Genomic DNA, 24854 nt, shown 5'->3' with positions numbered 1-24854 from the left:
AGCGAGGGAGCAATCATGACTTCGTACGTAGCCGCGATCGACCAAGGCACCACGTCGACCCGCTGCATGATCTTCGACCACTCCGGCCGGGTGGTCGCCGTCGACCAGCGCGAGCACGAGCAGATCTTCCCGAAGGCCGGCTGGGTCGAGCACAACGCCGAAGAGATCTGGGAGAACACGCGCGCCGTTGCCGGGGGCGCGCTCGCCAAGGCGGACCTGACCACCAAGGACATCGCCGCCGTCGGCATCACCAACCAGCGCGAGACGGCGCTGGTGTGGGACCGGACCACGGGCAAGCCGGTGTACAACGCGATCGTCTGGCAGGACACGCGCACGGACAAGATCGTCGGCGAGCTCGGCGCGCTGGGCGGTGGCCAGGAACGCTATCGCCAGAAGGTCGGCCTCCCGCTCGCGACGTACTTCTCCGGCCCGAAGGTCAAGTGGATCCTCGACAACGTCGACGGCGCCCGCGCGAAAGCCGAGGCCGGTGACCTGATCTTCGGCAACATGGACACCTGGGTGCTGTGGAACATGACGGGCGGCGCCGACGGCGGTATCCACGTCACCGACCCGACCAATGCGTCTCGCACGCTGTTGATGGACCTCGACACGCTGCAGTGGGACGCGGACATCGCCGGGGAGATGGGCATTCCGCTCTCGATGCTGCCGGAGATCCGCTCGTCGTCGGAGGAGTACGGCAAGGTTCGCGAAAAGGGTGCGCTCGCGGGCGTGCCGATCGCCGGGATCCTGGGCGACCAGCAGGCCGCGACGTTCGGCCAGGCCTGCCTCTCGCCCGGCGAGGCAAAGAACACCTACGGCACCGGCAACTTCGTGCTGCTCAACACCGGCACTGAAAAAGTCATGTCGGACAACGGCCTGCTCACCACGGTCTGCTACAAGATCGGCTCCAACGACACCGTCTACGCGCTCGAGGGCTCGATCGCCGTCACCGGTTCGCTGGTGCAGTGGCTGCGCGACAACCTGGGCATGATCGCGTCGGCCGCGGAGATCGAGGAGCACGCCCGCACGGTGGAGGACAACGGCGGTGCGTACTTCGTGCCGGCGTTCTCCGGTCTGTTCGCGCCGTACTGGCGCTCGGACGCGCGCGGCGCGATCGTCGGCCTCACGCGGTTCGTCAACAAGGGCCACCTCGCGCGGGCCGTGCTCGAGGCGACCGCGTTCCAGTCGCGTGAGGTCATCGACGCGATGAACGCCGACTCCGGCGTGCCGCTCAAGTCGCTGAAGGTCGACGGCGGCATGGTCGTGAACGAGCTGCTCATGCAGTTCCAGGCCGACATCCTCGGCGTGCCCGTGATCCGGCCGGTGGTCGCCGAGACCACCGCCCTTGGCGCGGCCTACGCGGCCGGGCTGGCCGTCGGGTTCTGGGCGTCGGAGGACGACATCCGCACGAACTGGGCGCAGGACAAGCAGTGGGACCCGTCGATGGACGAGTCCCGCCGCGAATCGGAGTACCGCAACTGGAAGAAGGCCGTGACGAAGACGTTCGACTGGGTCGACTGACCCGCGGTTTCGTTTCGGCGATCGGCCCCCGTCCTGCTTCGGACGGGGGCCGGTCGCGTTCCTGGATCCGGCAGGTGTTCGGGTCAGGCGCCCCAGCCCTCTTGGGTGCCGGACTGCTCGTTGGGTGCCATGAGCTGGAAGGACGCGCCCTGGTTGTCCTTGGCCATGAGCATCCGCCCGAACGGCGTGTCCACCGGGTTCTCGGTCACGGTGCCGCCCAGCTCGGGGATCTTGGCCGCGGCGGCGTCGACGTCGACAGACCAGAAGTAGGTCATCCAGCCCGGCTCGTAGTCACCGTTCGCCTGGCCGAGGCCGCCGGTCGGGCGGCCGTCGATGTCGAGGGTGGCGTAGGTGAACTCGTCGTTCGAGATGTCGTTGAACGAGTAGCCGAAGACGTTGCCGTAGAAGGTCTTGGCGGCGGCGAAGTCGCGCGACATGTTCTCGTTCCACGCGAGCGCGCCCGGTGCGAGCGTGACCTGCGTACCGGAGTGCTGACCGGCCTGCCAGAGGCCGAACACGGAGCCTGTCGAGTCCGTCGCGATCGCCATGCGCCCCTGGGTCATCACGTCCATCGGCGGGGCGACGACGTGGCCGCCGGCCTCGGCGATGGCGGCCACGGCCTTGTCCACATCGGACACGGCCAGGTACGTGGTCCACGCGGCCGGCATGCCGGCTTGCTCAGCCGGGATCTCCCCCACCCCGGCCACCGGCCGCCCGGCGAGCTGCGCCATGCCGTAATAGCCGGTTTCGGCGCCGCCGAACTGCACGTCCCAGCCCAGCAGGCTTTCGTAGAACTTCGCGGCGGCGGTTCTGTCGGGCACCATCAGGTCGACCCAGCACGGCGTGCCGTCGGGCCAGCGTTCGTCGCGGAACAACATCTGCACTCCCCATGATCAGTTGCGATGCGGATTGTGTCTGCGGCCACAGTCTTACACCGGCCACCGACAAAACCGCGAACCATCACGAACGAGCAGCGATCAGTGACCGTCGGCGACGAGCCGCGCGTAGACGATCACGTTGTCCTCGTAGTTGTGCGCCGCGCGGTCGAACGCGCCGCCGCACGTGATGAGCCGCAGCTGCGCGTCGGGAGTGTCGCCGTACACCGCGTCGCTCGGGAACACGTCCTTCGGCACCTGGTCCACCTTGGTCGCTTCGAAGCGCGCCGTGCTGCCGTCTTCCCGCTTGATCGAGACCTGGTCCCCGGGCGCCATTTCCTTGAGGTGGAAGAAGATCCCCTCGTGCTTGTTGCCGTCCACGTGCCCGAGCACCACCGCCGGGCCGCGCTCCCCCGGCGTCGGCGAGTACTCGTACCAGCCGGCCTGCAACGGCGTGCTCACCGGCGGCACCTGCACGGTGTTGTCGGCGTTGAGCCCGAGCGGGACGAGCGTGGAGTGCGCGTCGATCTTCGGGATGTCCAGCGACACTGGTTTGGACTTCGGCAGCACCACGGACGTCTCGGGCGCCGGCGGCGTCAGGGAATGTCCCACCGGCGGCGGGGACGAAGCGGACGGAGCGGCGCAGCCACCGAGCACGGCCAGCGCAGCCAGAGCCACCGCGGCGAAAGTCTTTCTGAACATGTCTCCCCCTTCGGGTCCCGAGGGCGCACTGAGCACCCAACCAGGTGACCGAGCGCGGTCGCCGGAGGGGCCGCGGCTCCCCTCCGGCGACCGGGTTTCGTCAGCCGCGCGAGCGCCGCCGCGCCAGCACCATCCCCGCGCCGCCGAGGGCCAGCACGCCCATCGCGCCCGCGGCCACCGCGAGCCCGGACGACGAGTCGTCGACGGGACCGTCGGTGCCACCGGTCTGCGGCGCCCCCACCGGCACCTTGGTGACCTGCTTCGGCGTCGTCGGCGTGGTCACCACGGCGTCCTTGGCCGGCAGGACCTTGAAGCTCTGCGCGAGCTTGGCCTTGCCGCAGAGGAACGTGACGGTGTAGGTCCCCGGCTTCGCGTTCTTGTTCACGTCGGCCAGCGTCTGGTACACGTACGCGGTCTCGAGCGGCTGCTCCGTCCCGACGGCGTGGAGCTCCCCGAACGTGATCGCCGGCGAAGACAGCTTCATGCTCGTCTCCGGCGGGCACACCACCCGCGCCGTGACCGAGTCACCGGCTCTGGCCGCGCGTGGCAGGACCGTGAGCGACGGCTTGGGCGGCCGGTGCTCGCCCGTCGGCGGTGTGGGCTTGTCCGACGTGGGCGGGACCGGCGTCGAGGTGCTCGACGCCGGCTGCCCGGGCGTGGTCGGCGCGGTGGACTCGGCAGCGAAGGCCGGCGCGGCCGTGAGCAGACCGGCCGCCAGAATCGACGAAAAAACTGCAATGCGTTTCATGGAGTTTCCCCTCAACTGATTTCCCGCAACGGAGAACAGCGGATTCCACAACCCCGCGCGTACAGTTCCCCCTGCCGCGCGACCGTGCTCCTCCGACACCATGAAGACGTCTCTGACCTGCACCGGGTTGTCAATAAGGGTAACGATTCGAGCACGTCGGGAACTCGGTCCGGCGCACACGAAAAAGCCGCCGGAAATGGTTCCCGGCGGCTTTCAGTGGGTCTGGATGCGCTATTCGGCGAGGCTTCCGTCGCCCGCCTTCGCGGCGCCAGCAGGAACCGTCGCCACCTGGGCGGCCGGCACGGTGAACGTGGCGACGTAGGTCTTTCCGCCGCACGCCACGGTGAGCGGGTAGTCGCCGGCGGCGGTGCCGGACACGAGGTCGGCGTCGGCGGAGACGGTGGCGCGTACGCCGATGAAGGGGCCGAAGTCGTAGTTCGCGAACTTCAGCACGGGCGAGCTGAACGTGGTCGAGCCGGCCTTGGCGCCGGGGCAGTCGGCGAGGGCGACGTTGGACTCGCCGCGCTGGAAGTGGTTCACCAGCCCGTGCAGGGCCGCCGTGTCCTGGTTCAACTGCACGGTCACGGCCGGCGCGGGCGCGGCCGCGGGCCCTCCGGTCGCCGCCACCGCTTGTCCGGCCACGGCGACCGTCCCGATCGCCACCGCCGCAACGAAAACCGCCCTCTTGCGCACCCTCGGCCCCCTTGTCCCGCTCAGTCATCAGCCTGTCACCGCACAAGACGCGGCGAGCCACGTGGGGTTGCGCGGGAATGGAAAAACTGTCCCAACCAGATCGACCGGGATCAGTCGAGGTCGTCGTGGCGCATCAGCTGACGCCCCGCCTCGGTGATCGAGCCCGACAACGACGGGTACACCGAGAACGTCAGCGCCAGGTGGTCCACCGTCAGCTGGTTCTGCACGGCCAGCGCGATCGGCAGGATCAGCTCGCTCGCCGACGGCGCCACGACCACACCGCCGACCACCACACCCGTGGCGGGGCGACAGAAGAGCTTCACGAAACCGCGGCGCAGGCCTTCCATCTTGGCGCGGGCGTTGGTGGCCAGCGGCAGCATGATCGTGCGCGCCGGCACCTCGCCGGAGTCGATGGCGTGCTGGCTGATGCCGACGGTCGCGATCTCCGGGTGCGTGAACACGTTGGCGGCCACGGTCTTCAGCTTGATCGGCGCGACGCCCTCGCCCAGCGCGTGCCACATCGCGATGCGGCCCTGCATGCTCGCCACCGACGCGAGCATCAGCAGGCCGGTGCAGTCACCCGCCGCGTAGATGCCGGGCACGCTGGTGCGCGACACGCGGTCGACGGTGATGAACCCACCGGGGCCGGGCTCGATGCCCACGCGGTCGAGGCCGATGTCGGCGGTGTTCGGGATGGACCCGACGGTCATCAGCGCGTGGCTGGCCTCGATCACCCGGCCGTCGGCCAGGTGCACGGCCACGCCCTTCTCCGTGCGCTCCACGCGCTCGGCGCGCGCGTGCTTCGCGACGGTGGTGCCGCGCTGCGAGAAGACCTCTTCGAGCACCGCGGCGGCGTCGGCGTCCTCGTGGGGCAGCACGCGGTCGCGGCTGGACACCACGGTGACCTTCACGCCCATCTCGGTGTACGCCGACGCGAACTCGGCTCCGGTGACACCCGAACCGATCACGGCGAGGTGCTCGGGCAGCTCGGTGAGGTCGTAGAGCTGGCGCCAGTCGAGGATGCGCTCGCCGTCGGGCACGGCGCCGGGCAGCACGCGCGGGGTGGCGCCGGTGGAGATCAGCACGACGTCGGCACCCACGGCCTCCGTGGTGCCGTCGGCGTGGGTCACGGCGACCTTGTGCGTCGCCAGGCCCGGCTCCTCGTCGCAGAAGCTGGCGGTGCCGTTGATCACGCGCACGCCCTCGCGCTGCACGCGGGCGCGGATGTCGGCCGACTGCGCGAGCGCGAGGCCCTTCACCCGGCCGTGGACGGTCGGCAGGTCGACGCTCGTGTCGGCCAGATCGGTGTTGATGCCCAGCTCACCGAGGTCGTGCATCTTCGCCAGCGCGCCGGAAGACGCGATGAACGTCTTCGACGGAACGCAGTCGTAGAGGACACAAGCGCCGCCCAGGCCGTCACGCTCGACGATCGTCACGTCGGCGCCGTGCTGCGCGGCGACCAAGGCGGCTTCGTAACCCGCCGGGCCCCCGCCCATGATCACGATCCTGGTCACCTGAGGTCCTCCTCGATACGCGTGTGGCCGGTGGGTCCAACGGTACGCGGAGGGGTCCGTCGCCAAGCGAAGTGGCCGGACACGGCATGTGCATCCGCTCGTGCGCTGAGCGGGTCGCTAGGCTGTCGCCCGTGCCGTTGTATGCCGCTTACGGATCGAACATGGAGCCCGCCCAGATGCTGGAGCGCGCCCCGCACGCACCGATGGCCGGCACCGGCTGGCTGGAGGGCTGGAGGCTGACCTTCGGGGGCGAAGACCTCGGCTGGGAAGGCGCGCTGGCCACCATCGTCGAGGACCCGGCCTCCCGGGTCTTCGTGGTGCTCTACGACGTGACCTCGCTCGACGAGACCGGGCTCGACCGCTGGGAAGGCGGCGAGCTCGGCATGCACAACAAGATCCGCCTGCGGGTCCAGACCATGGACGGCTCGGTGCTCGCCTGGCTGTACGTGCTCGACGCGTACGAGGGCGGCCTGCCGTCCGCGCGCTACCTTGGCGTGCTCGCCGACGCGGCCGAGGCCGCCGGAGCCCCCGCCGACTATGTGGATGACCTGCGCACCCGGCCGTGCTCCGGGATCACCGGCTGACCACAGCCCTGTGGACAACTCGGCGGATTTACGCGCCGACCTGGGCATCATGAACGGTGTTCACCATCAGTCGGTAAAGCTCTGACACGGCTTCACGTTTTCTGCTTGCGACGCTTTGTTTTGCGGCCGTCGTGCGAGTTGTCAAAGGTGCTTATAGGCGGCTTGGATCCGTTGGGGTATAGGTAAAAACGCTCGTTTCAACCACTTTCACCGAAGTGCCCCGGCGGCCGTTGATCACCCGCTGTGAATAGGCGGCTCGACGGCTCGATGAGGGTTCACGAGACCGGGTGAAAACGGTGTTCACAGGGCTTTGCCTGGACGCAAAAACCACCCGCTTGAGTTATCCACAGCTCGGCCGAGCTGTGGATAACTCAAGCGGGTGAGGCTGTGGACAACTCAGGCGAGAGCGGCCAGCGCGGTGTGGACCAGCGTGCGGACACCGACCATCAGCGCCCGCTCGTCGAGGGTGAAGGTGGGGCGGTGGATGTCGGCCTGAGGAGCCGGCGGGCCGGGCCACACGCCGAGGCGGGCGAACGCGCCCTGGGCGTGCTCGAGGTACCAGCCGAAGTCCTCGCCGCCGGAGGACTGCTCCGTGCCGGCCAGGCCTTGCTCCCCGAGAGCGGCTTCGACGCCCGCGCGCAGCAGCGCCGTGGACTCCGGGTCGGAGACGACTGGGGGCACGCCGCGGCGGTAGTCGAGCGAGAAGCCGACGCCGGTGGGCGCGAGCAGCGACTCCACGGACGACGCGACGAGCGGTTCGAGCGCCGTCCACACCTCGTGGTCGGCCGTGCGCAAGGTGCCGCGCAGCACGCCGTCCTGCGGGACCGCGTTGGCGGCCTGGCCGGCGTGCACCGCGCCCCACACGAGCACCGTGCCCGAGCGCGGGTCGACGCGGCGCGACAGCACCGACGGCAGCGACGTGATGACCGTGCCCAGGGCGTACACGAGGTCCGCGGTGAGGTGCGGCCGCGACGTGTGGCCGCCGGGCGAGGTGAGGCGCAGCTCGATCAGGTCGGCGGCCGAGGTCAGCGCGCCCACGCGGGTGCCGACCTTGCCGACCTCCAGTCGCGGGTCGCAGTGCAGGCCGAAGATCCGCTCGACGCCTTCGAGCGCGCCCGCCGCGATCATGTCCAGCGCGCCGCCAGGCATGACCTCCTCGGCGGCCTGGAAGATCAGGCGCACGCGGCCGGGCAGCTCGGGAGCGCCGGCCAGCGCGCGGGCCGCGCCCAGCAGGATGGCGGTGTGGGCGTCGTGCCCGCACATGTGGGCCGCGCCTTCCGTGGTGGAGGCATACGGCAGACCCGTGTCCTCCGTGAGCGGCAGCGCGTCCATGTCGGCACGGAGAGCGACGCAGCGCTCGCCCTGGCCGATGTCGCACACCACACCGGTGCCGCCGGGCAGCACCCACGGCTTGAGCCCGACGGCGCGCAGCAGCGACACGACCAGCTCCGTGGTCGCGAACTCGTGCCGCGACAGCTCCGGGTGGGCGTGGATGTGGCGGCGCCACGCGAGCACGTCGGTGACGTTGGCCCGCAGCCAGTCGTCCAGCCAGAACGGCCCACGCCCCGCACCGAGATCGTCCACAGGTGCCATGCTGACGCCGGCTTCGGTGATCAGCGCGATGGGCGCCTCGATCGGGTTGGCCATGCGACCCTCGGGGTCACCTGGAACGTCCGGACGTGAGTCAAGCACAGTCACACCGCACCTCCTCCCGCTCCCGCAACACCGGTGGCGCCTGGGACTCGCACCGTGCCGTTCGATCTGTCGTACGCATTTGCAGATGATCGTGCACCATGCAGGTGGCAAGCCGCTCGCCCCGACGGGGGACCCGAGACGGCCGGTACCGGATCTGCGTTGAACGGCCCGACGGAATTCGGTCAGGGTGAACCGGGCCGATTCAGCCGTTGCCCTTCTTACGCTTCCGCCGCCCGAAGAACACGATGGCGAGCAGCACGACGGCGACACCGCCCGCGATCAGCTTGTTCCGCGTCTTCTGCGCGTTGGCCTTGTCGGTCTGCGTCGGGTCCAGCACCGGACCCGGCGCCGCCTGCTGCGGGGCCGGGAGCAGCGCTTCCGCAGGTGCCGCGGTCTGCGCTTGGACCTGGGCTTGAGCCTGAGCCGGCGCCTCGACGACGGCCGCCTGAGCCGGAGCCGCGCAGTAGAACAACGCGCCCAGCAGGCCGACCAGCAGCAGTCCCCGCACCTTCGCCATGACATCCCTTCTACGGCACTGCGTCGCATTCTGCCCGCCGAACGGCCGCGACGTCAGCCGCCACGCGGTGGAGGCGCTCCGTTCAGCCCGCGCCACCGCCCGCCGACCGCATCTCCACACGGTGACCGGTCGTCACGGAGCGTGGAGCGGTCGTGAGGTCAGACCAAAGTCACTTCGGGGGACCGTTCGTCAGCCGAACGGGGCCGGTGGGCCACCGAGGGTGGGTTCGGCGGGCCTTTTGTCGCCTCGGTTGCTCGAACGGGGGTTGGGGGGTGGCGGCTTCGCGGTCATCTGCGGGGTTGGCGGTGGTGGCTTCGTTGTCATCCACGGGGATGGCGGGCGGCGGCTCCGCAGTCATCTGCGGGGATGGCGGGTGGCGGCTCCCCTTATCCACATGGCGCTCGCGGTGGGCGGAGTTGTCCACAGATTCCGTTTCGGCCGTTTTTCAAGGTCAGGGGCCGATAGACTGGGATGGGGACGCCCCCCAAGGGAGGGCGGGGGCTGTCTGGCGGGCGGGGGCTGTCTGCCGGGCGGGGCTGTCTGGCACAAAAGACAGCTCAGCTGTCCGTCGGTTCCCCGAACGCCGTCAAGATCCGCTCCGCCGCCAGCGTCGCCGTCAGCTCGCCGTCGCGGACCGCGCGTTCGATGTCCGAGACCTGGGCCCGCACCGAAGGGTGCGACGTCAGGCGGTCCAGCAACTGCTCCCGCACCATCGACCAGGTCCAGTCGACCTGTTGCTGGCGGCGGCGGCTGGAAAGCTCGCCGGACTCCTGCATCAGCGAGCGGTGCCGGCCGATGGTCGCCCACACCTCGTCCAGGCCGGAGCCCTCGAGGGCGCTGCAGGTCAGCACGGGTGGTGTCCACGGTGCGTCCTTGCCGTAGATCATCCGCAGTGCGCCCGAGAGCTCGCGGGCGGCGCGGGCGGCGTCGCGGGTGTGCGGGCCGTCGGCCTTGTTCACGGCGATGACGTCGGCCAGTTCGAGCACGCCCTTCTTGATGCCCTGCAGCTGGTCGCCCGTGCGGGCCAAAGTCAAAAACAGAAAGGAGTCGACCATGTTGGCCACCGCGACCTCGGACTGCCCGACGCCGACGGTCTCCACCAGCACCACGTCGAAGCCCGCGGCTTCCATCAGCACGATCGTCTCGCGGGTCGCCCGCGCGACTCCACCCAGCGTCCCCGACGTCGGAGACGGGCGGATGAAGGCACGGGGATCCACGGCCAGCCGCGACATGCGCGTCTTGTCGCCGAGGATCGAGCCGCCCGTGCGGGTGGAGGACGGGTCCACGGCGAGCACGGCGACGCGGTGGCCGGCCGCCGTGAGGTCTGTGCCCAGCTGGTCGATGAAGGTCGACTTGCCGACACCGGGTACGCCCGTGATGCCGACCCGCTGGGCGCCCCCGGCGTGCGGCAGCAGCTCGACGAGCAGCTCCTGTGCCTGCGCCCGGTGGTCCGCCCGGTGCGACTCGACCAGCGTGATCGCCTTGGACAGGGTGCCGCGGTCGCCCGCGAGCACGCCCTTCGCGTAGGCGGCGACGTCGATCCTGCGAGGCAAGGCTCAGGACTCCTGGTGCGCGAGCTGCTCCAGCAGGCCGATCGCCGCGTCGGCGATGACCGTGCCGGGCCCGAAGATGGCGGCGGCACCGGCGGCGCGCAGCTCGTCGTAGTCCTGCGGCGGAATGACGCCGCCCACGACGACCATGATGTCCGACCGCCCGAGCTCGGCCAGCTCGTGGCGCAGCGCCGGCACGAGCGACAGGTGCCCGGCGGCCAGCGAAGACACGCCGATCACGTGCACGTCGGCCTCCGACGCCTGCCGCGCGACCTCACCGGGCGTGGAGAACAGCGGGCCGACGTCAACGTCGAAGCCCAGGTCGGCGAAGCCGGTGGCGATCACCTTCTGGCCGCGATCGTGGCCGTCCTGGCCCATCTTCGCGATCAGGATGCGCGGCCGGCGCCCCTCGTTCTCGGCGAACTTCTCGACGAGCGCCCGCGCCTTGTCGACGTTGTCCGACTTCCCCACCTCTTCCCGGTACACGCCGGAGATCGTGCGGATCTGCCCGGAGTGGCGGCCCCAGATCTTCTCCAGCGCGTCGGAGATCTCGCCGACGGTGGCCTTCGCGCGCGCCGCGTCGATGGCCAGCGCGAGCAGGTTCCCACCACCCCGAGCACCCTCGGTCAGCCGGCGCAACGCGTCTTCCGTCGCGGCGGAATCACGCTCCTCACGCAGCCGCCGCAGCTTCTCCAGCTGCTGCGTCCGCACGCCGGCGTTGTCGACCTTCAGCACGTCGATCTGCTCGTCGTCGGTGACCTGGTACTTGTTCACCCCGATCACGGGCTGGCGGCCGGAGTCGATGCGCGCCTGCGTGCGCGCGGCGGCCTCCTCGATGCGCAGCTTCGGGATGCCCTCGTCGATCGCGCGCGCCATGCCGCCCGCGCTCTCGACCTCCGTGATGTGGCCCCACGCCTTGCGCGCGAGGTCGTAGGTCAGCTTCTCGACGAACGCACTGCCGCCCCACGGGTCGATCACCCGCGTGGTGCCCGACTCCTGCTGCAGCAGCAGCTGCGTGTTGCGGGCGATGCGCGCGGAGAAGTCGGTGGGCAGCGCGAGCGCCTCGTCGAGCGCGTTCGTGTGCAGCGACTGCGTGTGGCCCTGGGTCGCGGCCATCGCCTCGACGCAGGTGCGCGCCACGTTGTTGTACACGTCCTGCGCGGTCAGCGACCAGCCCGACGTCTGCGAGTGCGTGCGCAGCGAAAGCGACTTCTCGCTCTTGGGATCGAACTGCTTCACCAGCTTCGCCCACAGCAGCCGAGCCGCACGCAGCTTCGCGACCTCCATGAAGAAGTTCATGCCGATCGCCCAGAAGAACGACAGCCGCGGCGCGAACTTGTCCACGTCCAGCCCCGCGTCGACGCCGGCGCGGATGTACTCGACGCCGTCGGCCAGCGTGTACGCCAGCTCCAGGTCGGCGGTCGCCCCGGCCTCCTGCATGTGGTAGCCGGAGATCGAGATCGAGTTGTACTTCGGCATGTGCTGCGAGGTGAACGCGAAGATGTCGGAGATGACCCGCATCGACGGCTGCGGCGGGTAGATGTAGGTGTTGCGGACCATGAACTCCTTGAGGATGTCGTTCTGGATCGTCCCCGCGAGCTGCTCCGGCTTCACCCCCTGCTCCTCCGCCGCGACCACGTAGAGCGCGAGCACCGGCAGCACGGCGCCGTTCATCGTCATCGACACGCTCATCTTGTCGAGCGGGATGCCGTCGAAGAGCTGGCGCATGTCGTAGATCGAGTCGATCGCCACGCCCGCCATGCCGACGTCGCCGGACACGCGCGGGTGGTCGGAGTCGTAGCCGCGGTGGGTGGCCAGGTCGAAGGCGACCGACAGGCCCTTCTGCCCGGCCGCGAGGTTGCGGCGGTAGAAGGCGTTGGACTCCTGCGCGGTGGAGAACCCGGCGTACTGGCGGATCGTCCACGGCTGGTTCACGTACATCGTGGGGTACGGCCCGCGCAGGAACGGCGCGATGCCCGGGTAGGTGCCCAGGAAGTCCACATCGGACAGATCCTCGGCCGTGTACACCGGCTTCACGCCGATGCCCTCGGGCGTCTCCCAGGCCAGCGCGTCGGGGCCCTTGCCGGTGGCGTCCTGCACGGCCTGCGCCCACGCGGCACGGTCCCCCGGCTCGGGGGTGCCGAGCGGGACGTCGGCGAAATTCGGGATGCTCATGCTTCCACTCCCAGCTGTACGTGGATGCCGGTCAGGACTTCGAGCGCGTCGCAGCCGGCGAAGACGTTGCCGCTCACGCCGGGGTAGCTCGCCTTGCCGGCGAGCAGCACCTTCTCGGCGCCGAGCGACGCGGCGACGTCGGCCGCCTGTTCTTCGTACGCGGCGTCGGTGCCGCAGAGGCACGCGATGCGCGCACCGCTTTCCCGGAACGCAGCGGGCAGGTCGTCGGTCGCCCCCGGGTTCACGGCCTCGAGGCCGCCGGCCTGGAACAGGTTCGCGGCGAACCCGGCGCGCGTGGTGTGCGCGGCGACGGGACCGAGCGTGGCGAGGAAGACCTTCGGCCGTTCGCCGTGCTCGGCCAGGTACTTGTCGGAGGCGTCGCGCAGCTGCTCGAACGCTTCGGCGTAGCGGTGGCGCGGCAGGCCACCGTCCACAGTGGAGCTCACCGTTTCCCTGGTCACGGGTTTCTCGGCCAGGTTCGGGAACTCGCTCACGCCGGTGATCGGGTCTCGGCGCGTGGCCAGGCGCTTCGCGCGCTTGTCCCACGTCGCGGCCAGCCGCGCGGCCAACGCGCCCGACGCCAGCTCGGCCTCGACGCCGCCCGCGCCTTCGATCGCGGTGAACTCGGTCCACGCGGCTTTCGCCAGCTCGTCGGTGAGCTGCTCGACGTACCAGGAGCCGCCGGCCGGGTCGATCACGCTGCCCAGCTTCGACTCCTCCAGCAGCACCGCGTTGGTGTTGCGGGCGATGCGCGCGGAGAACGCGTCGGGCAGGCCGATCGCGGAGTCGAACGGCAGCACGGTCACGGCGTCGGCGCCGCCGACGCCCGCGGCGAAGCACGCGACGGTGGTGCGCAGCATGTTCACCCACGGGTCGCGCTGAGTCAGCATCGCGGGCGAGGTCACGGCGTGCTGGTGCATACCACGCGCGCCGGCGGGCGCATCCGAAACTTCGAGCACGCGGTCCCACAGCCGGCGGGCGGCGCGGAACTTGGCGATGGTGAGGAACTGGTCGGCCGTGGCGGCCAGGCGGAACTCCAGCTGCGCGGCCGCGGCGGAGACGTCCAGACCGGCTTCGGTCAGCGCCCGCAGGTACGCGACACCGACGGCGATCGTCGCGCCCAGCTCCTGCGCGTCGGAACCACCGGCCTCGTGGAACGGCAGGCCGTCGGCCACGAGCGTGCGCACCTTCGGGTACTTCGCGGCGACGCGCGCGGCCAGCTCGGCGGCGGGGGCGACAGGCAGCGCTTCGCCCGTTCGCGCGCCGACACCGATCGGGTCCGCGCCGAGCACGGCGACGGCCTCACTGGGCGGAATTTCACGCTCGGCCAACACGTCCAGCAGAGCGTCGGCCGCGGCGGCGTACTCCGCGCCGGCGTCGAGGACCACCGGCGCGAGGTCGAGGTAGACCTCGTTGAGCGCGTCGGCCAGCGCGTCGAGCGGGAGCGCTTCGCCGCCGACGCGCAGCCACACGGACGTGGCGCCGCCTTCGAGGTCGGCGAGGATCGCGGTGTTGGTGGCTTTGGCGTCGGCCCGCAGGTGGCGCACGCGCACGTCCCACCCGGTGCCGATCACGCCTTCGGGCCGCGCGCCACGGACGAACGGCGGCAGCCCCGGGTAGCCGGGCTCGCCGGCGGCGTCTTCACGCGTGTACAGCGGCTGGATGTCGATGCCGTCGTACGTGTGGGTGACGAGTTTGCTCTCCGGCGCCCCCGCGAAGTCCTCCGGCAGACGGCCACTCTTGCGCAGCACTCCCGCCACGAGTTCCTGCCACCGGGCCCGGTCGGCGGCAGGAAACCCGGCCGCCAGCGCGAGCTCGGGTTCGGAGATCGGCACCGACTCCGGCCCAGCCACGTTCGTCATACCCAGTGATGGTAGAGGCACGCCAGTGCCGGCACCTGTGACTCTAGTCGCCCCACCAGAGTGTTCAGGGGTATCCGCGGAACACGGGTGGGCAGGTCTTGCACACTGGGTCGAAGAGTGTCGCTGCCTTACGACACAATCAGGGGGTGTCCTCCTCGAAGGAAGAGCCGAGCCCAGCACAGTCGAGCGCAGCCGAGCCGCAGTCCCGTGTGGTCGCCGGGCGCTACCGGCTGCGATCCGTGCTCGGCTCGGGGTCGATGGGCACGGTGTGGTCGGCCTACGACGAGTTCCTCCACCGGCCGGTGGCCGTCAAGGAGATGAAGCTGCCGCCGGGCGTCCCGGCGTCGCAAGCGGACGAGTTGCGTGAGCGGACGCTGCGCGAGGCGCGCGCGATCGCGGTGCTGTCCCACCCGAACGTGATCATCCTTCACGACGTCGCGCGCGACAACGACGAACCGTTCGTGGTCATGGAGCTGCTGCCCTCGCGCAGCCTCGCGCACATCCTGCGCGACCACGGGCCGTTGAACGTGGAGCAGGCGGCAGCCGTCGGCATCGCCGTCGCCGCGGCGCTCGAAGCGGCGCACGACGCGGGCATCACGCACCGCGACGTGAAGCCGGGCAACGTGCTCGTGGCCGGTGACGGGCGGATCAAGCTCACCGACTTCGGCATCGCGCGCAACGTCTCCGAAGCCACGATGACGCGCACCGGGATCATGCTCGGCTCGCCCGCCTACATCGCGCCGGAGGTCGCGTCGGGTGGCGCGGTCACGCCGGCGGCCGACCTGTGGGGCCTGGGCGCGACGCTGTTCGCCGCCGTCGAGGGCGCGCCGCCGTACGACGCGGACGGCGATCCACTGGAGACAGTCGGCAAGGTCGTGAACGGCTCGGTGCCCAAGCCGAAGCCGGGCCCGCTGGCCGACGTGATCGCCGCGTTGATGAAGAAGGAGCCGGAGAAGCGGATCTCGCTGCGCGAGGTGCGTCACCGGCTGTACCCGTTGCAGGGCAAGACGGCGCTCGACCTGTTCGGGCCGGAGCTGTTCCGCACGCCGGACGGGAAGAAGACTTCGGCACAGCTCGATGCAACCGACACGCAGGTCTTGGAGACGGTGGCGCCGACCGACAAGAAGTCGGAGGCAAGTGGCGCACTGGCGGCGGACCCGGGTCCGTTGCCGTTCCTGCGGCAGGGCGCGGCTCCGGCTCCTGTTGTCGCCGCTCCGGTTGCCTCTGCTTCGCGGCGACGCAGCCCGCGCGCGTCGGCGTTGCTGGCCGTCGCGGCGGTGGTGCTGTTCCTCGTCGCCGGTATCGGCGGGTTCGCGCTGGCGCGCCTGATCAGCGGGCAGTCGCTGATCCCGCCCGCCGGCAGCGCCACGTCCGCCGGTGCGCCGGGCGCGACGGTGCCGCCACCGCAGGACGTGAACCTGGTGCAGCAGCGCGGCCACGCGAGCGAAACGGCCAATTCCACGCGCGACACCGAGTACGTCATCTCAGTGCCGGAAGGCTGGCAGCGCTTCATCGCCGGCCGGTCCTCGAACAGCGTCGGCGCGTCCACGGTCGTGCAGTACGTGTCGCCGGACGGGCACCAGTCGTTGCGCATCGAACGCTTCCCGAACTTCCTCAAGAAGCACGACGTCGCGGACTACGAGGGGAGTCTCCGGGCCTCAGCGGACCCGGGCGGGTTCGCCTTCGCCAAGGTCCCCGTGCAGACCGACGCCGGGACCGAGATGATCTACCGCACCGTGGAGCACGGCGATTCCGCGCAGAGGGGCCCCGATTCCTCGATCACCCGCACGACCTTCGCCTTGCTGAAGACCTCGGGCGAGTCGCTGTGGGCCGTCTCGCTCACCGTGCCGCCGGAGATCGAGCCCGACGGCGCCGAAACGTGGGACCGGATCAAGCAGACGCTGTCGTTCCCGGGCGACCAGTAGGACCTCAGCCCAGGCCGTCCGGGTAGCGCCGGCCCGACTCGGCCGCCTGCGCGAGGCGGCGCAGGCCCGCGAACAGCCGGTCGCCCAGCACGGTGCCGACCACGGCCGCCTCCACGATCCGATCCAGTGACGGATGAGCGGCGAGCGTGTCGAGGTCGACCTCGGCGATGCGGTCGGCGAGCGTGGCGTAGTCCTCGATGCGGTCCAGCAGCGCGGGGTGACCGAGCGCGCGGATCGTGCACAGCGTGGTGATCAGCCCGGGCGCCGCGGGGTGCTCGGGCGCGAACTTCCAGCCGTGGGCCGCGGTCAGCTTTTCCAGCAGGTCCAGCGCCCACGCGCGGGCCTCGTCGTCGACGTCGGACGTGCCGCCCACGAGGGCGCGCTGGGTGACGCCGAGGACGTCGTTGGTGGGCTCGCCCGCGTCGATGGCCGCGAGCACGCCGCCGACGGTGGCCACGGACAGGCCGCCGACGTCGAGCAACGCGCGGATGAGCTTGAGGCGCTGCACGTGCTCGTCGCCGTAGCGCGCCTGGTTGGGGCTGGTGCGCTCGCCCGGGTGGAGCAGGCCTTCGCGCAGGTAGTACTTGATCGTCGCGACCGGCATGCCGGACTCGGCGCTCAGTTCGGCCATCCGCACGGCCGCATCAACTCCTCGAACTCGGGACTCGGTCAAAGGACTCGGGTCATTTCAGGACTCGGGTGATTTCAGGGATAACCCTGAGGACTTCTCAGCTTGGATAGTCTAGCTTCCCATAATGGATACTGTGACTATCCATCCTGGGAGGACATCATGACCTTGCTTCCGAGCCGAACGAACACCTGGCACCGGCCGTCCACGCTCTTCGCGGCGGGACTCGTCGTCACCGCGCTGGCCTGCGTCGTCGCGATGGTGGTGGACCAGCGCACGGTGCTCGGCGCGCCCGTGTGGGCGAAGCTGCTGAAGTTCGCCATTTCGGGTGCGCTGTACTTCTTCACGTGGGGCTGGCTGGTGTCGCTGCTGCCCCGCTTCCGCCGGACCGCGCACGTCGCCACGACCGTGGTGATCGTGCTGTTCGCCGCCGAGTACGTGGTGATGGTCTTCCAGGCGGTGCGCGGCCGGCCGAGCCACTTCAACAACGCGACGCCCCTGGACAACACGCTGTTCCAGCTCATGGGCGGCATGGTCGCCACCATCTGGATCGCGACGCTCGTGCTCACCGTGCTCCTGATGTTCACGCGCCTCGAAGACCGCGCCACCCACTGGGCCGTCCGTACCGGCGCGGTCATCTCGCTCATCGGCATCGGCCTCGGCGCCCTCATGACGGGCCCGACGGCCGCCCAGCAGCAGGCGTTGAACGCGACCGGCGTGTCGGCTCTCGTGGGCGCCCACAGCGTCGGCGTCCCCGACGGCGGCCCCGGCCTGCCCATCCTCGGCTGGAGCACCACCGGCGGCGACCTGCGCATCCCGCACTTCACCGGGATGCACGCGCTCCAGCTGCTGCCGCTGGTTGCGCTGGGGTTGGGCCTGCTCGCCACGCGGGTGCCGCGCCTTCGCGACAGTGCGGTTCGTGTCCGGCTGGTGTGGGTCGCGACATTCGGCTACGCGGGCCTCGTCGCCCTCGTGACCTGGCAGGCGCTGCGCGGCGAGTCGCTGATCCACCCGAGCGCCCCGACCCTCGCGGCCGCCGGCGCCCTGCTCGCCGCGGTAGCGCTGGGCGGCTTCGCCTCGGTGTACCGCCCGACCCGCGAGCTCGTGCGATGACCGCGCTCGCAGTCACCTTCGGCAGCGGGGGCGAGCCGCCCTTCGCCGCCCGCACTCCGCGGCGGCGCGGCGGCCGGGCCGCCGCGCGGTCGGCGGGCCGCCCACCCCATCGGGAGCTCGTGCGATGACCCAGCAGTCGTTCACCTTGACCTTCCCCCTCGCGACGCCCTTCTGGGCGCTGATGATCTTCGCTCCCACGTGGCGGCGGACGCGGCAGATCATGGCGTCGCCGTGGGTGCCGTTGCTGCCCTTGGCGTGTTACTTCGCCATCGCGATCCCGCACTTCGGCGAGCTGTGGCAGGCGGTGAGCCGACCGGACCTCGCCCTGCTGCAAGCGTTTGCGGGGTCGTCGGCGGGGGCGGCGTTGTTGTGGGCACAGCTGATCGCGTTCGACCTGTTCCTCGGGCGGTGGATGTTCTTCGAGGCGCGCGAGCGGGGGATCCCGTGGTGGCAGGTCAGCCCAGTGCTGGTGCTGACGATTTTCCTGTCTCCGTTCGGACTGGTGGTGTTCCTGGCGCTGCGTAGTGCCCGGATACGCTCGGCGCCATGACCAACCACGAGGAAGCGGCCGCGGCCGCCATCGCCGAGCGGACCGGCGTCGAGAAGCACGACATCGCCGTGGTGCTGGGCTCGGGCTGGCGCCCGGCCGCGGACGTGATCGGGACGGCCGAGGCGGAGATCCCGTTCGGCGAGCTGCCCGGTTTCACCACTCCCGGCGCCGTGGGGCACGGTGGAACCGTCCGGTCGCTGAAGATCGGCGACAAGCGCGCGCTGGTGCTGCTGGGCCGCACGCACTTCTACGAGGGCAAGGGCATCGACCCGGTGGTGCACAACGTGCGCACCGCCGCGGCGGCCGGCGCGCGCACCGTGCTGCTCACCAACGCGGCCGGCGGCCTGCGCGAGGGCTTCAGCGTCGGGCAGCCGGTGCTGATCTCCGACCACCTCAACCTCACGGCCCGCTCGCCGATCGTCGGCGCGAAGTTCGTGGACCTCACCGACCTCTACTCCGCCCGCCTGCGCGGCGTCGCGAAGGAGATCGACGGTTCGCTGGAGGAAGGCGTCTACGCCGGCCTCACCGGCCCCCACTTCGAGACGCCCGCCGAGATCCGCATGCTGCGCACGATGGGCGCGGACCTCGTTGGCATGTCGACGGTCCTGGAGGCGATCGCGGCCCGCGCCGCCGGGGTCGAGGTGTTCGGGCTGTCGCTCGTCACCAACCTCGCCGCCGGCATGACGGGCGAGCCGCTCAACCACGAAGAGGTCCTCGAAGCCGGCCGCCAGGCGGCCACGCGCATGGGTTCGCTGCTCAAGGAGCTCATCGCCCGCGCGTGACGACGTGCTGCGAAGGGCACCTCGAACGCGAGGTGCCCTTCCCGTCGTCAGACGTAGTCGGGCAGCTGCGCGGTTACCTCGTCCGGCGACGGCATCGCCGCCACCTCAGCCGCCAGCCCCCGCACGGCGTCGGCCACCGTCGAGTCCGCCAGTAGCCGCCGCGCGCTCTCCCGCACCGCGTCGGCCGTCACCGCGTCGCCGAGGAGTCGCTCGCCGACGCCGGACCCGGCGACGGCTTCGGCGTTGGTGAACTGGTCGGCGCCCTGCGGCAGCACGAGCTGCGGCACCCCAGCGGAAAACGCGCCCATCGTCGTGCCGCTGCCGCCGTGGTGCACCACGAGGTCGACGTGCGGCAGCAGTTCCGACTGCGGCACCCACGCTTCGAGCCGCACGTTGGCCGGCACCTCGCCGAGTGAAGCGACGTCGACCGACGGTCCGGTCGCCACCAGCACGTCGACGTCGAGCGCCGCGAGCCCGGCGATCGCCGCGGTGAGGATGTGCGCCTGGCTCATCGGCGTGGTGCCGAGCGTGAGGTAGACGAGCGGGCGGCCGTGGTCCACGACCCCCGCGGGCAGATCGCCCGGCTCGCTCCAGCCCACCGGCCGCAACGGCAGCCTCCGGGCGCGTGCGATGAACTCGGGCGACTGCACCGACGGTGGGCAGATGTCCACGAACGGGTTGCCCCACCAAGGCCGGTCTCCGCCGGTGATGCCGAGCTCGGCGGCGTAGTCGTCGAGGGCGCCGCGGATCTCCGCCATCAGCGCGTCGGCCGAGACGCGCCCGAAGCCGTGGCCCATGGCCGGGATGCCGGCCTTCCTGGCCGCGAACGCGCCGCCGGAGTTGCCGACCTCGTAGATCACCAGGTCGGGCCGATCCCGCTCGAACAGTGCGCCGAGGTCGGCGACGAAGCGCTCGGGCAGCACCCGGCCGAACACCTGGCCGATGACCTCGGCCATTTCCTCCTCCGACGCCTCACGCCGGCGCTGGGCCGGATCACCGGCGTACTTCGAGGCGAACGCGTCGTAGATCGTCAGGCCGGCCTTCTCCGGCCGCAGGCCCGCCTTTTCGAGCACCGGATGGAAGTCCTCCGCTGTCGCGAAGGCGACGTCGTGCCCGGCGCCGCGCGCGGCGACCGCGAGCGGAATCAGGGGGTAGAGGTGACCGTGGGACGCGAGGGAGGTGAACACAAGTCGCACCACTGCGACGGTAGTGACTTTCTCCAACTCCGTCAGGTGAATTCCGCAAGGACTTCCACCGTCCGCTGTTGCTCGGCGGCGGATCCTTGGGGCGAAAAGAAGAATTCGGTCACGCCGGCGTCGCGCAGCCGGCCGAGCTGAGTGGCGACCGCGTCCTCGTTGCCCACCACTGCGACGTCACCCGCCCCGGCCACGCCCTCACGGTCGAACACCGCGCGGTATTCCGGCGAGCGCGCCGCCAAGGCGAAATCCGCCGAAATCCGCGCCCGCACAACGCTTTCCTTGGCTGTGACGCACGCCGGCAGCGCGGCGATCACGCGGGCCGCCTTCCCGATCGACGGAACCACATACTCTCCCAACGTCTTCGGCCCCGCGAGCCACGTCACCGTGCCGTCGGCCAGCTCGCGCGCGACCCTCAACATCGCGGGCCCGAGAGCCGCCACGACCACGTACGGCGGCCGCGCACCCGGCACCGCCACGGATCCGAAAGCCGTGAGCGTCTCCCCGGAAAACGCGACACTTTCCCCTCGTAGCAACGGAATCAGCACCGCCAGGTACTCCCGCATCCGCCGCGCCGGGCGGTCGACCGGCAGCCCGAACATCGGCCCGACCATTCCCGCGATCCCCGCCCCGACTCCGAGCGTCAGCCTGTTGCCCGTCACCGCCTGCACGCTCAGCGCCTGCCCGGCCAGCACCAGCGGATGCCGCTGTGGCACCGGCACCACGGCCGTTCCGAACGCGATTCCCGGCACCGGCCCGAGCGCACCCAACGCAACCATCGCGTCCCACCCCAGCGCCTGGCTCACCCACGCCGTCGCGAACCCCGCGGCTGCCGCGACCCGCGCCTGCTCGACCAGCTCCGCGGCCCCGGTCGGACCCCGCAGATCCCCGACCGCGATCCCGATTTTCACCTGATCCTCCTAAGTGGGGTACCACCCCGTTTCAAGACCGGTACGATACGGAGGACCGCCCCGTTTTGCAAACACGCAGCCAACAGCGACAAGAGGCAAGCCCATGCGCGCCGACGCCCGCCGCAACTACGAGCGGCTGCTAGCGACCTCCGTCGAGGTCGTCGCGGAGCAGGGCGCAGATGCCTCGCTCGAAGAGATCGCTCGACGCGCCGGCGTCGGCTCCGCGACGCTGCACCGCCACTTCCCCGGCCGCGCCGCGCTGCTGGAAGCCGTGTTCCGCGAACGCGTCGAGAACCTCTGCACCCTCGCCGCGGAGCTGGCCACTGCCCCGAGCCCCGGCGACGCGCTGGTCACGTGGCTGCGCGCGGTGGTCGCCCACGCCTCCGCCGCCCGCGGCCTCGGCGCGGCCCTGCTGCTCGGCGCCAAGGAAGGCCGCGAGTACCACGCGAAGATCCTCGACGCGGGCCACCGCCTCCTGGCCCGCGCGCAGCAGGCGGGCGAGGCGAACGAAGCCACCGGGATCGACGACCTGCTCCTGCTCGTCAACGCGATCTCCCTGGCCACCGAGGACGATGCGGACCGCGCCGACGCCCTGCTCACCCTGGTCGTGGCCGGGGTCCGGCGCCCGAAACCCGTACGCTGACCCGGTGCAGAACACGATTACTCCCGAGCTGCGCGACGCCGCCCACCGGTGGATCGCCGAGGACCCCGACCCGTCGATGCGCGAGGAGCTGCGGCAAGTGCTCGACCGCGCCCTCGCCGGCGACGCCACCGCGGCCGACGAGATCGCCGACCGGATGGCGGGACCGCTCGAGTTCGGCACGGCCGGGTTGCGCGGGCCGGTGCGGGCGGGGCCGAACGGGATGAACGTCGCCGTCGTCACGCGGACCACCGCGGGCGTGGCGCAGTGGCTCACCGAAAAGGGCCTCGCGGGTGGCGTGGTCGTGGTCGGGCGCGACGCGCGGCACGGGTCGGAAGCGTTCGCGCAGGCGGCCGCCGAAGTGCTTACCGCGGCGGGCTTCGCCGTGAAGACGATGCCGCTGCCGTTGCCGACGCCGCTGCTCGCGTACTCGGTGAAGCACTACGACGCGATCGCCGGAATCCAGATCACCGCGTCGCACAACCCGCCCGCGGACAACGGGTACAAGCTCTACGACAGCACCGGCGGCCAGATCGTGCCGCCGTCCGACGGCGAGATCGAGCACGCCATCCAGGCCGCGCCCGCCGCGGTCGACGTGCCGCGCGCACCCGGGGCCGAGGTCGTCGACCCGCGCGCCGCGTACCTCGCTGACGTCGCGAACCTGCCCAGAAGCCCGGAGCGCGAGCTGCGGATCGCCGCCACCGCGCTGCACGGCGTCGGCGCGGCGACGCTGGAAACGGCGCTCACGCAAGCCGGGTTCACCGACGTGCACTTCGTCGCCGAGCAGTCGCGGCCCGACGCCGACTTCCCCACCGTCTCGTTCCCCAACCCCGAGGAACCCGGCGCCACCGACCTGCTGCTGGCGCTCGCGTCCAAAGTGGACGCCGACCTCGCCGTGGCGCTCGATCCGGACGCCGACCGCTGCGCCCTCGGCGTGCGCGGCCGCGACGGCGAGTGGCGCATGCTGCGCGGCGACGAGACGGGCGTGCTGCTCGGCTCACACCTGCTGTCCACAACGGACAATCCCGATCCGCTCGTGGCCACCACCATCGTGTCGTCCTCGCTACTCGGCGAGCTGGCGAAGGCCGCGGGCGCGCGCTACGCCGAGACGCTCACGGGCTTCAAGTGGCTGGTGCGCGCGGGCGAAGGCCTGATCTTCGCCTACGAGGAGGCGCTCGGCCTCTGCGTGAACCCGGGTTTCGTGCGGGACAAGGACGGCATCGCCGCCTCCGTGTTCGCCGCCGGGTTCGCCGCGGCGCTCAAGGCCGAGGGCCGCACGCCTCTCGACGTGCTCGACGACATCGCCACCGGCCACGGCGTGCACCTGACGGACCAGTTTTCCTTGCGGGTCACCGACCTTGCCGTGCGCGGCAAGCTGATGGCGAGCCTGCGCGCCGAGCCGCCGGTGACACTCGGCGGCACACCTGTCAAGCAGGAAGACCTCCTGCCCGACGCCGACGTGCTGCGGCTGCGCGGCGACGGCCTGCGTGTGGTGATCCGCCCGTCGGGCACCGAGCCGAAGCTGAAGGCCTACCTGCAGGTGGTCACGCCGGTGACCGGTGACCTCGCGGCGGCGCGGGAAACCGCGTCCACTCGCCTCAGCGCGGTGCGGGAAGACATAAACATGCTGCTGAGCTGACCGGGACCGGGGGCCCCGGTTCGACGTCGCGGCCGAGCAGGGTCGGTCCGAACAGGCCGACGACGTCGACCAGCAGCAGCACCACGAACGCCGCGATGAACTCCCGCCGCCGCGAGAGGATGGCGGCGAGCAGGCCGACCACCGCGGGCACCATCCACGGCCACAGCCGGTCCATCTCGCTGGTCCAGCCGTGGGGCGCGAAGATCGCGTCGGTGAACACGGCGAAAACCAGCGCGAGCGTGCTGACGAGCCCCGCCAAGCCGAGCAGTACGATTGCGGCTACCACAAGACGGGGCCGCAGTCTCTCCCCCATCACCGGACCCAGCCTGCCCGCGCGTGGACACGGGCACAAGTGGCAGGCTGCGGTCATGGCCACGCTGTTACTCGTGCACCACACCCCTTCGCCGTCGATGCAGGCGATGTTCGAAGCCGTGCTCGCCGGCGCGAAGCACCCGGACATCGAAGGCGTCGACGTCGTCCGCCGCCCCGCGCTCGGCGCGACCGCGGCCGACGTGCTGGCCGCCGACGGTTATCTGCTCGGCACCCCCGCGAACCTCGGCAGCATGAGCGGCGCCCTCAAACACTTCTTCGACACCGTCTACTACCCGTGCCTCGACTCGACGCGCGGCCGTCCGTTCGGCGCGTACGTGCACGGGAACAACGACACGGCCGGCACCGCGCGCCAGCTCGCGTCGATCACCACGGGGCTGGGCTGGATACAGGTCGCCGACCCCGTGCTGCTCACGGGGGAACCGGACAAGGCGGCGCTGGAAGCGTTGCAGGAGCTGGGTGCGACGGTGGCCGCAACACTCATGGGCTGACCGGCCCAGAAAATAAAGGGGCCTGTCACCGGAAGCCCTGGGGGTCGACCTCCGGCAACAGGCCAGATCAAGGGTTCGCTACGAGGCGATCAACCTTGACCACTCAAGCGTACTACAAATGGCTGATCACGGCGAGCCAGGCGCAGGACAAGATCCCGCTCCGGGTTCCGAACACCCCCAGAGTACGGACGTGTCCGGAGCGGGACGCGGCCA

The 24854-nt window shown here is 70.8% G+C and carries 23 protein-coding genes; 9 read left to right on the top strand and 14 right to left on the bottom strand.

Annotated features, from left to right (window positions below; genetic code table 11):
• Positions 1–15 precede the first annotated feature (15 nt).
• Entirely contained in the window at positions 16–1521 is a 1506-nt protein-coding gene (glpK, locus tag K1T34_RS23175) for a glycerol kinase GlpK (protein WP_220246296.1), read from the top strand.
• 83 nt (positions 1522–1604) lie between these two features.
• Here the strand turns inward: glpK and K1T34_RS23170 are convergent, their stop codons facing one another.
• From K1T34_RS23170 to K1T34_RS23150, 5 genes are all read right to left on the bottom strand, one after another.
• Positions 1605–2399, bottom strand: a complete 795-nt coding sequence (locus K1T34_RS23170; RefSeq protein ID WP_220246295.1) for a VOC family protein — start codon at positions 2397–2399, stop codon at positions 1605–1607.
• Positions 2400–2498: 99 nt separating this feature from the next.
• Positions 2499–3098 carry a class F sortase gene (locus K1T34_RS23165; RefSeq protein WP_220246294.1) on the bottom strand — a complete coding sequence of 200 codons (600 nt, stop codon included), beginning with the start codon at positions 3096–3098 and terminating at the stop codon, positions 2499–2501.
• Between the two features lie 100 nt (positions 3099–3198).
• Complete coding sequence (locus K1T34_RS23160; protein WP_220246293.1) at positions 3199–3846, bottom strand: hypothetical protein; 648 nt, start codon at positions 3844–3846, stop codon at positions 3199–3201.
• A 231-nt stretch (positions 3847–4077) separates the two neighbouring features.
• A complete protein-coding gene (locus K1T34_RS23155; RefSeq protein WP_220246292.1) occupies positions 4078–4539 on the bottom strand; it encodes a hypothetical protein in 462 nt (153 codons plus the stop codon).
• Positions 4540–4649: 110 nt separating this feature from the next.
• Positions 4650–6053, bottom strand: coding sequence for an NAD(P)H-quinone dehydrogenase (locus K1T34_RS23150; protein ID WP_220246291.1), 1404 nt, complete (start codon positions 6051–6053; stop codon positions 4650–4652).
• Between the two features lie 131 nt (positions 6054–6184).
• Between K1T34_RS23150 and K1T34_RS23145 the strand changes: the two genes are divergently transcribed.
• Complete coding sequence (locus tag K1T34_RS23145) at positions 6185–6637, top strand: gamma-glutamylcyclotransferase (RefSeq protein WP_220246290.1); 453 nt, start codon at positions 6185–6187, stop codon at positions 6635–6637.
• A gap of 396 nt (positions 6638–7033) precedes the next feature.
• Here the strand turns inward: K1T34_RS23145 and K1T34_RS23140 are convergent, their stop codons facing one another.
• The 5 genes from K1T34_RS23140 to K1T34_RS23120 form a co-directional block, all read right to left on the bottom strand.
• Positions 7034–8335 carry an amidohydrolase gene (locus K1T34_RS23140; RefSeq protein WP_220246289.1) on the bottom strand — a complete coding sequence of 434 codons (1302 nt, stop codon included), beginning with the start codon at positions 8333–8335 and terminating at the stop codon, positions 7034–7036.
• 199 nt (positions 8336–8534) lie between these two features.
• Positions 8535–8849 (bottom strand): hypothetical protein, encoded by a 315-nt coding sequence (locus K1T34_RS23135; RefSeq protein WP_220246288.1) that lies wholly within the window; start codon positions 8847–8849, stop codon positions 8535–8537.
• A 557-nt stretch (positions 8850–9406) separates the two neighbouring features.
• Positions 9407–10402, bottom strand: coding sequence for a methylmalonyl Co-A mutase-associated GTPase MeaB (gene meaB, locus K1T34_RS23130; protein ID WP_220246287.1), 996 nt, complete (start codon positions 10400–10402; stop codon positions 9407–9409).
• A 3-nt stretch (positions 10403–10405) separates the two neighbouring features.
• Positions 10406–12574, bottom strand: coding sequence for a methylmalonyl-CoA mutase (gene scpA / locus K1T34_RS23125; RefSeq protein ID WP_220246286.1), 2169 nt, complete (start codon positions 12572–12574; stop codon positions 10406–10408).
• On the bottom strand, positions 12571–14436 hold the full coding sequence (locus K1T34_RS23120; protein WP_220246285.1) for a methylmalonyl-CoA mutase subunit beta: 1866 nt from the start codon (positions 14434–14436) through the stop codon (positions 12571–12573). Before K1T34_RS23120 ends, scpA begins: the two co-directional genes overlap by 4 nt.
• Before the next feature lie 209 nt (positions 14437–14645).
• Between K1T34_RS23120 and K1T34_RS23115 the strand changes: the two genes are divergently transcribed.
• Positions 14646–16361 carry a serine/threonine-protein kinase gene (locus tag K1T34_RS23115; protein WP_220247363.1) on the top strand — a complete coding sequence of 572 codons (1716 nt, stop codon included), beginning with the start codon at positions 14646–14648 and terminating at the stop codon, positions 16359–16361.
• Between the two features lie 4 nt (positions 16362–16365).
• Here K1T34_RS23115 and K1T34_RS23110 read toward each other — a convergent pair whose 3' ends face one another.
• Complete coding sequence (locus K1T34_RS23110; protein WP_220247362.1) at positions 16366–16992, bottom strand: MerR family transcriptional regulator; 627 nt, start codon at positions 16990–16992, stop codon at positions 16366–16368.
• 159 nt (positions 16993–17151) lie between these two features.
• Between K1T34_RS23110 and K1T34_RS23105 the strand changes: the two genes are divergently transcribed.
• The 3 genes from K1T34_RS23105 to K1T34_RS23095 all read left to right on the top strand — a co-directional run bounded on the left by K1T34_RS23105 (position 17152) and on the right by K1T34_RS23095 (position 19434).
• A complete protein-coding gene (locus tag K1T34_RS23105) occupies positions 17152–18102 on the top strand; it encodes a hypothetical protein (RefSeq protein ID WP_220246284.1) in 951 nt (316 codons plus the stop codon).
• Between the two features lie 124 nt (positions 18103–18226).
• Positions 18227–18652 (top strand): ABA4-like family protein, encoded by a 426-nt coding sequence (locus K1T34_RS23100; RefSeq protein ID WP_220246283.1) that lies wholly within the window; start codon positions 18227–18229, stop codon positions 18650–18652.
• Positions 18649–19434: a purine-nucleoside phosphorylase gene (locus K1T34_RS23095; protein ID WP_220246282.1), complete on the top strand. Its 786-nt coding sequence runs from the start codon at positions 18649–18651 to the stop codon at positions 19432–19434. The genes K1T34_RS23100 and K1T34_RS23095 overlap by 4 nt, the downstream gene beginning before the upstream one ends.
• Before the next feature lie 47 nt (positions 19435–19481).
• Here the strand turns inward: K1T34_RS23095 and K1T34_RS23090 are convergent, their stop codons facing one another.
• The gene (locus tag K1T34_RS23090) at positions 19482–20630 is read right to left on the bottom strand and encodes a glycosyltransferase (RefSeq protein WP_220246281.1); all 1149 of its coding nucleotides are present in this window, start codon (positions 20628–20630) and stop codon (positions 19482–19484) included.
• A gap of 32 nt (positions 20631–20662) precedes the next feature.
• Positions 20663–21541: a TIGR03564 family F420-dependent LLM class oxidoreductase gene (locus K1T34_RS23085; RefSeq protein ID WP_220246280.1), complete on the bottom strand. Its 879-nt coding sequence runs from the start codon at positions 21539–21541 to the stop codon at positions 20663–20665.
• A gap of 103 nt (positions 21542–21644) precedes the next feature.
• On the opposite strand from K1T34_RS23085, the gene K1T34_RS23080 reads away from it, so the two are divergent.
• Both K1T34_RS23080 and K1T34_RS23075 read left to right on the top strand, forming a co-directional pair.
• A complete protein-coding gene (locus tag K1T34_RS23080) occupies positions 21645–22184 on the top strand; it encodes a TetR/AcrR family transcriptional regulator (protein WP_220246279.1) in 540 nt (179 codons plus the stop codon).
• Positions 22185–22260: 76 nt separating this feature from the next.
• Positions 22261–23820, top strand: coding sequence for a phospho-sugar mutase (locus K1T34_RS23075; RefSeq protein WP_370643834.1), 1560 nt, complete (start codon positions 22261–22263; stop codon positions 23818–23820).
• On the opposite strand, the gene K1T34_RS23070 is transcribed toward K1T34_RS23075, so the two are convergent.
• Positions 23780–24079 (bottom strand): hypothetical protein, encoded by a 300-nt coding sequence (locus K1T34_RS23070; protein WP_220246277.1) that lies wholly within the window; start codon positions 24077–24079, stop codon positions 23780–23782. The two genes, K1T34_RS23075 and K1T34_RS23070, sit on opposite strands and share 41 nt — an antisense overlap.
• 109 nt (positions 24080–24188) lie before the next feature.
• Here K1T34_RS23070 and K1T34_RS23065 point away from each other — a divergent pair, with 109 nt between their 5' ends.
• Positions 24189–24641, top strand: coding sequence for a flavodoxin family protein (locus tag K1T34_RS23065; protein ID WP_220246276.1), 453 nt, complete (start codon positions 24189–24191; stop codon positions 24639–24641).
• The last annotated feature ends 213 nt before the right edge of the window (positions 24642–24854 follow it).

The sequence above is a fragment of the Amycolatopsis sp. DSM 110486 genome, from assembly GCF_019468465.1.
In the GTDB taxonomy this organism is placed as follows: Bacteria; Actinomycetota; Actinomycetes; order Mycobacteriales; family Pseudonocardiaceae; genus Amycolatopsis.
The sequence above is the reverse complement of the archived record's forward strand: the minus strand, read 5'-3'. Positions and strand labels throughout refer to the sequence as shown.

Coding starts and splice junctions, on each gene's coding strand:
- K1T34_RS23065 (WP_220246276.1), top strand. CDS start 24,189: ATGGCCACGCTGTTACTCGTGCACCACACCCCTTCGCCGTCGATGCAG.
- K1T34_RS23170 (WP_220246295.1), bottom strand. CDS start 2,399: ATGTTGTTCCGCGACGAACGCTGGCCCGACGGCACGCCGTGCTGGGTC.
- K1T34_RS23100 (WP_220246283.1), top strand. CDS start 18,227: ATGACCCAGCAGTCGTTCACCTTGACCTTCCCCCTCGCGACGCCCTTC.
- glpK (WP_220246296.1), top strand. CDS start 16: ATGACTTCGTACGTAGCCGCGATCGACCAAGGCACCACGTCGACCCGC.
- K1T34_RS23075 (WP_370643834.1), top strand. CDS start 22,261: ATGCGCGAGGAGCTGCGGCAAGTGCTCGACCGCGCCCTCGCCGGCGAC.
- K1T34_RS23110 (WP_220247362.1), bottom strand. CDS start 16,992: ATGGCCGAACTGAGCGCCGAGTCCGGCATGCCGGTCGCGACGATCAAG.
- K1T34_RS23120 (WP_220246285.1), bottom strand. CDS start 14,436: ATGACGAACGTGGCTGGGCCGGAGTCGGTGCCGATCTCCGAACCCGAG.
- K1T34_RS23095 (WP_220246282.1), top strand. CDS start 18,649: ATGACCAACCACGAGGAAGCGGCCGCGGCCGCCATCGCCGAGCGGACC.
- K1T34_RS23165 (WP_220246294.1), bottom strand. CDS start 3,098: ATGTTCAGAAAGACTTTCGCCGCGGTGGCTCTGGCTGCGCTGGCCGTG.
- K1T34_RS23160 (WP_220246293.1), bottom strand. CDS start 3,846: ATGAAACGCATTGCAGTTTTTTCGTCGATTCTGGCGGCCGGTCTGCTC.
- K1T34_RS23080 (WP_220246279.1), top strand. CDS start 21,645: ATGCGCGCCGACGCCCGCCGCAACTACGAGCGGCTGCTAGCGACCTCC.
- K1T34_RS23105 (WP_220246284.1), top strand. CDS start 17,152: ATGACCTTGCTTCCGAGCCGAACGAACACCTGGCACCGGCCGTCCACG.
- scpA (WP_220246286.1), bottom strand. CDS start 12,574: ATGAGCATCCCGAATTTCGCCGACGTCCCGCTCGGCACCCCCGAGCCG.
- K1T34_RS23135 (WP_220246288.1), bottom strand. CDS start 8,849: ATGGCGAAGGTGCGGGGACTGCTGCTGGTCGGCCTGCTGGGCGCGTTG.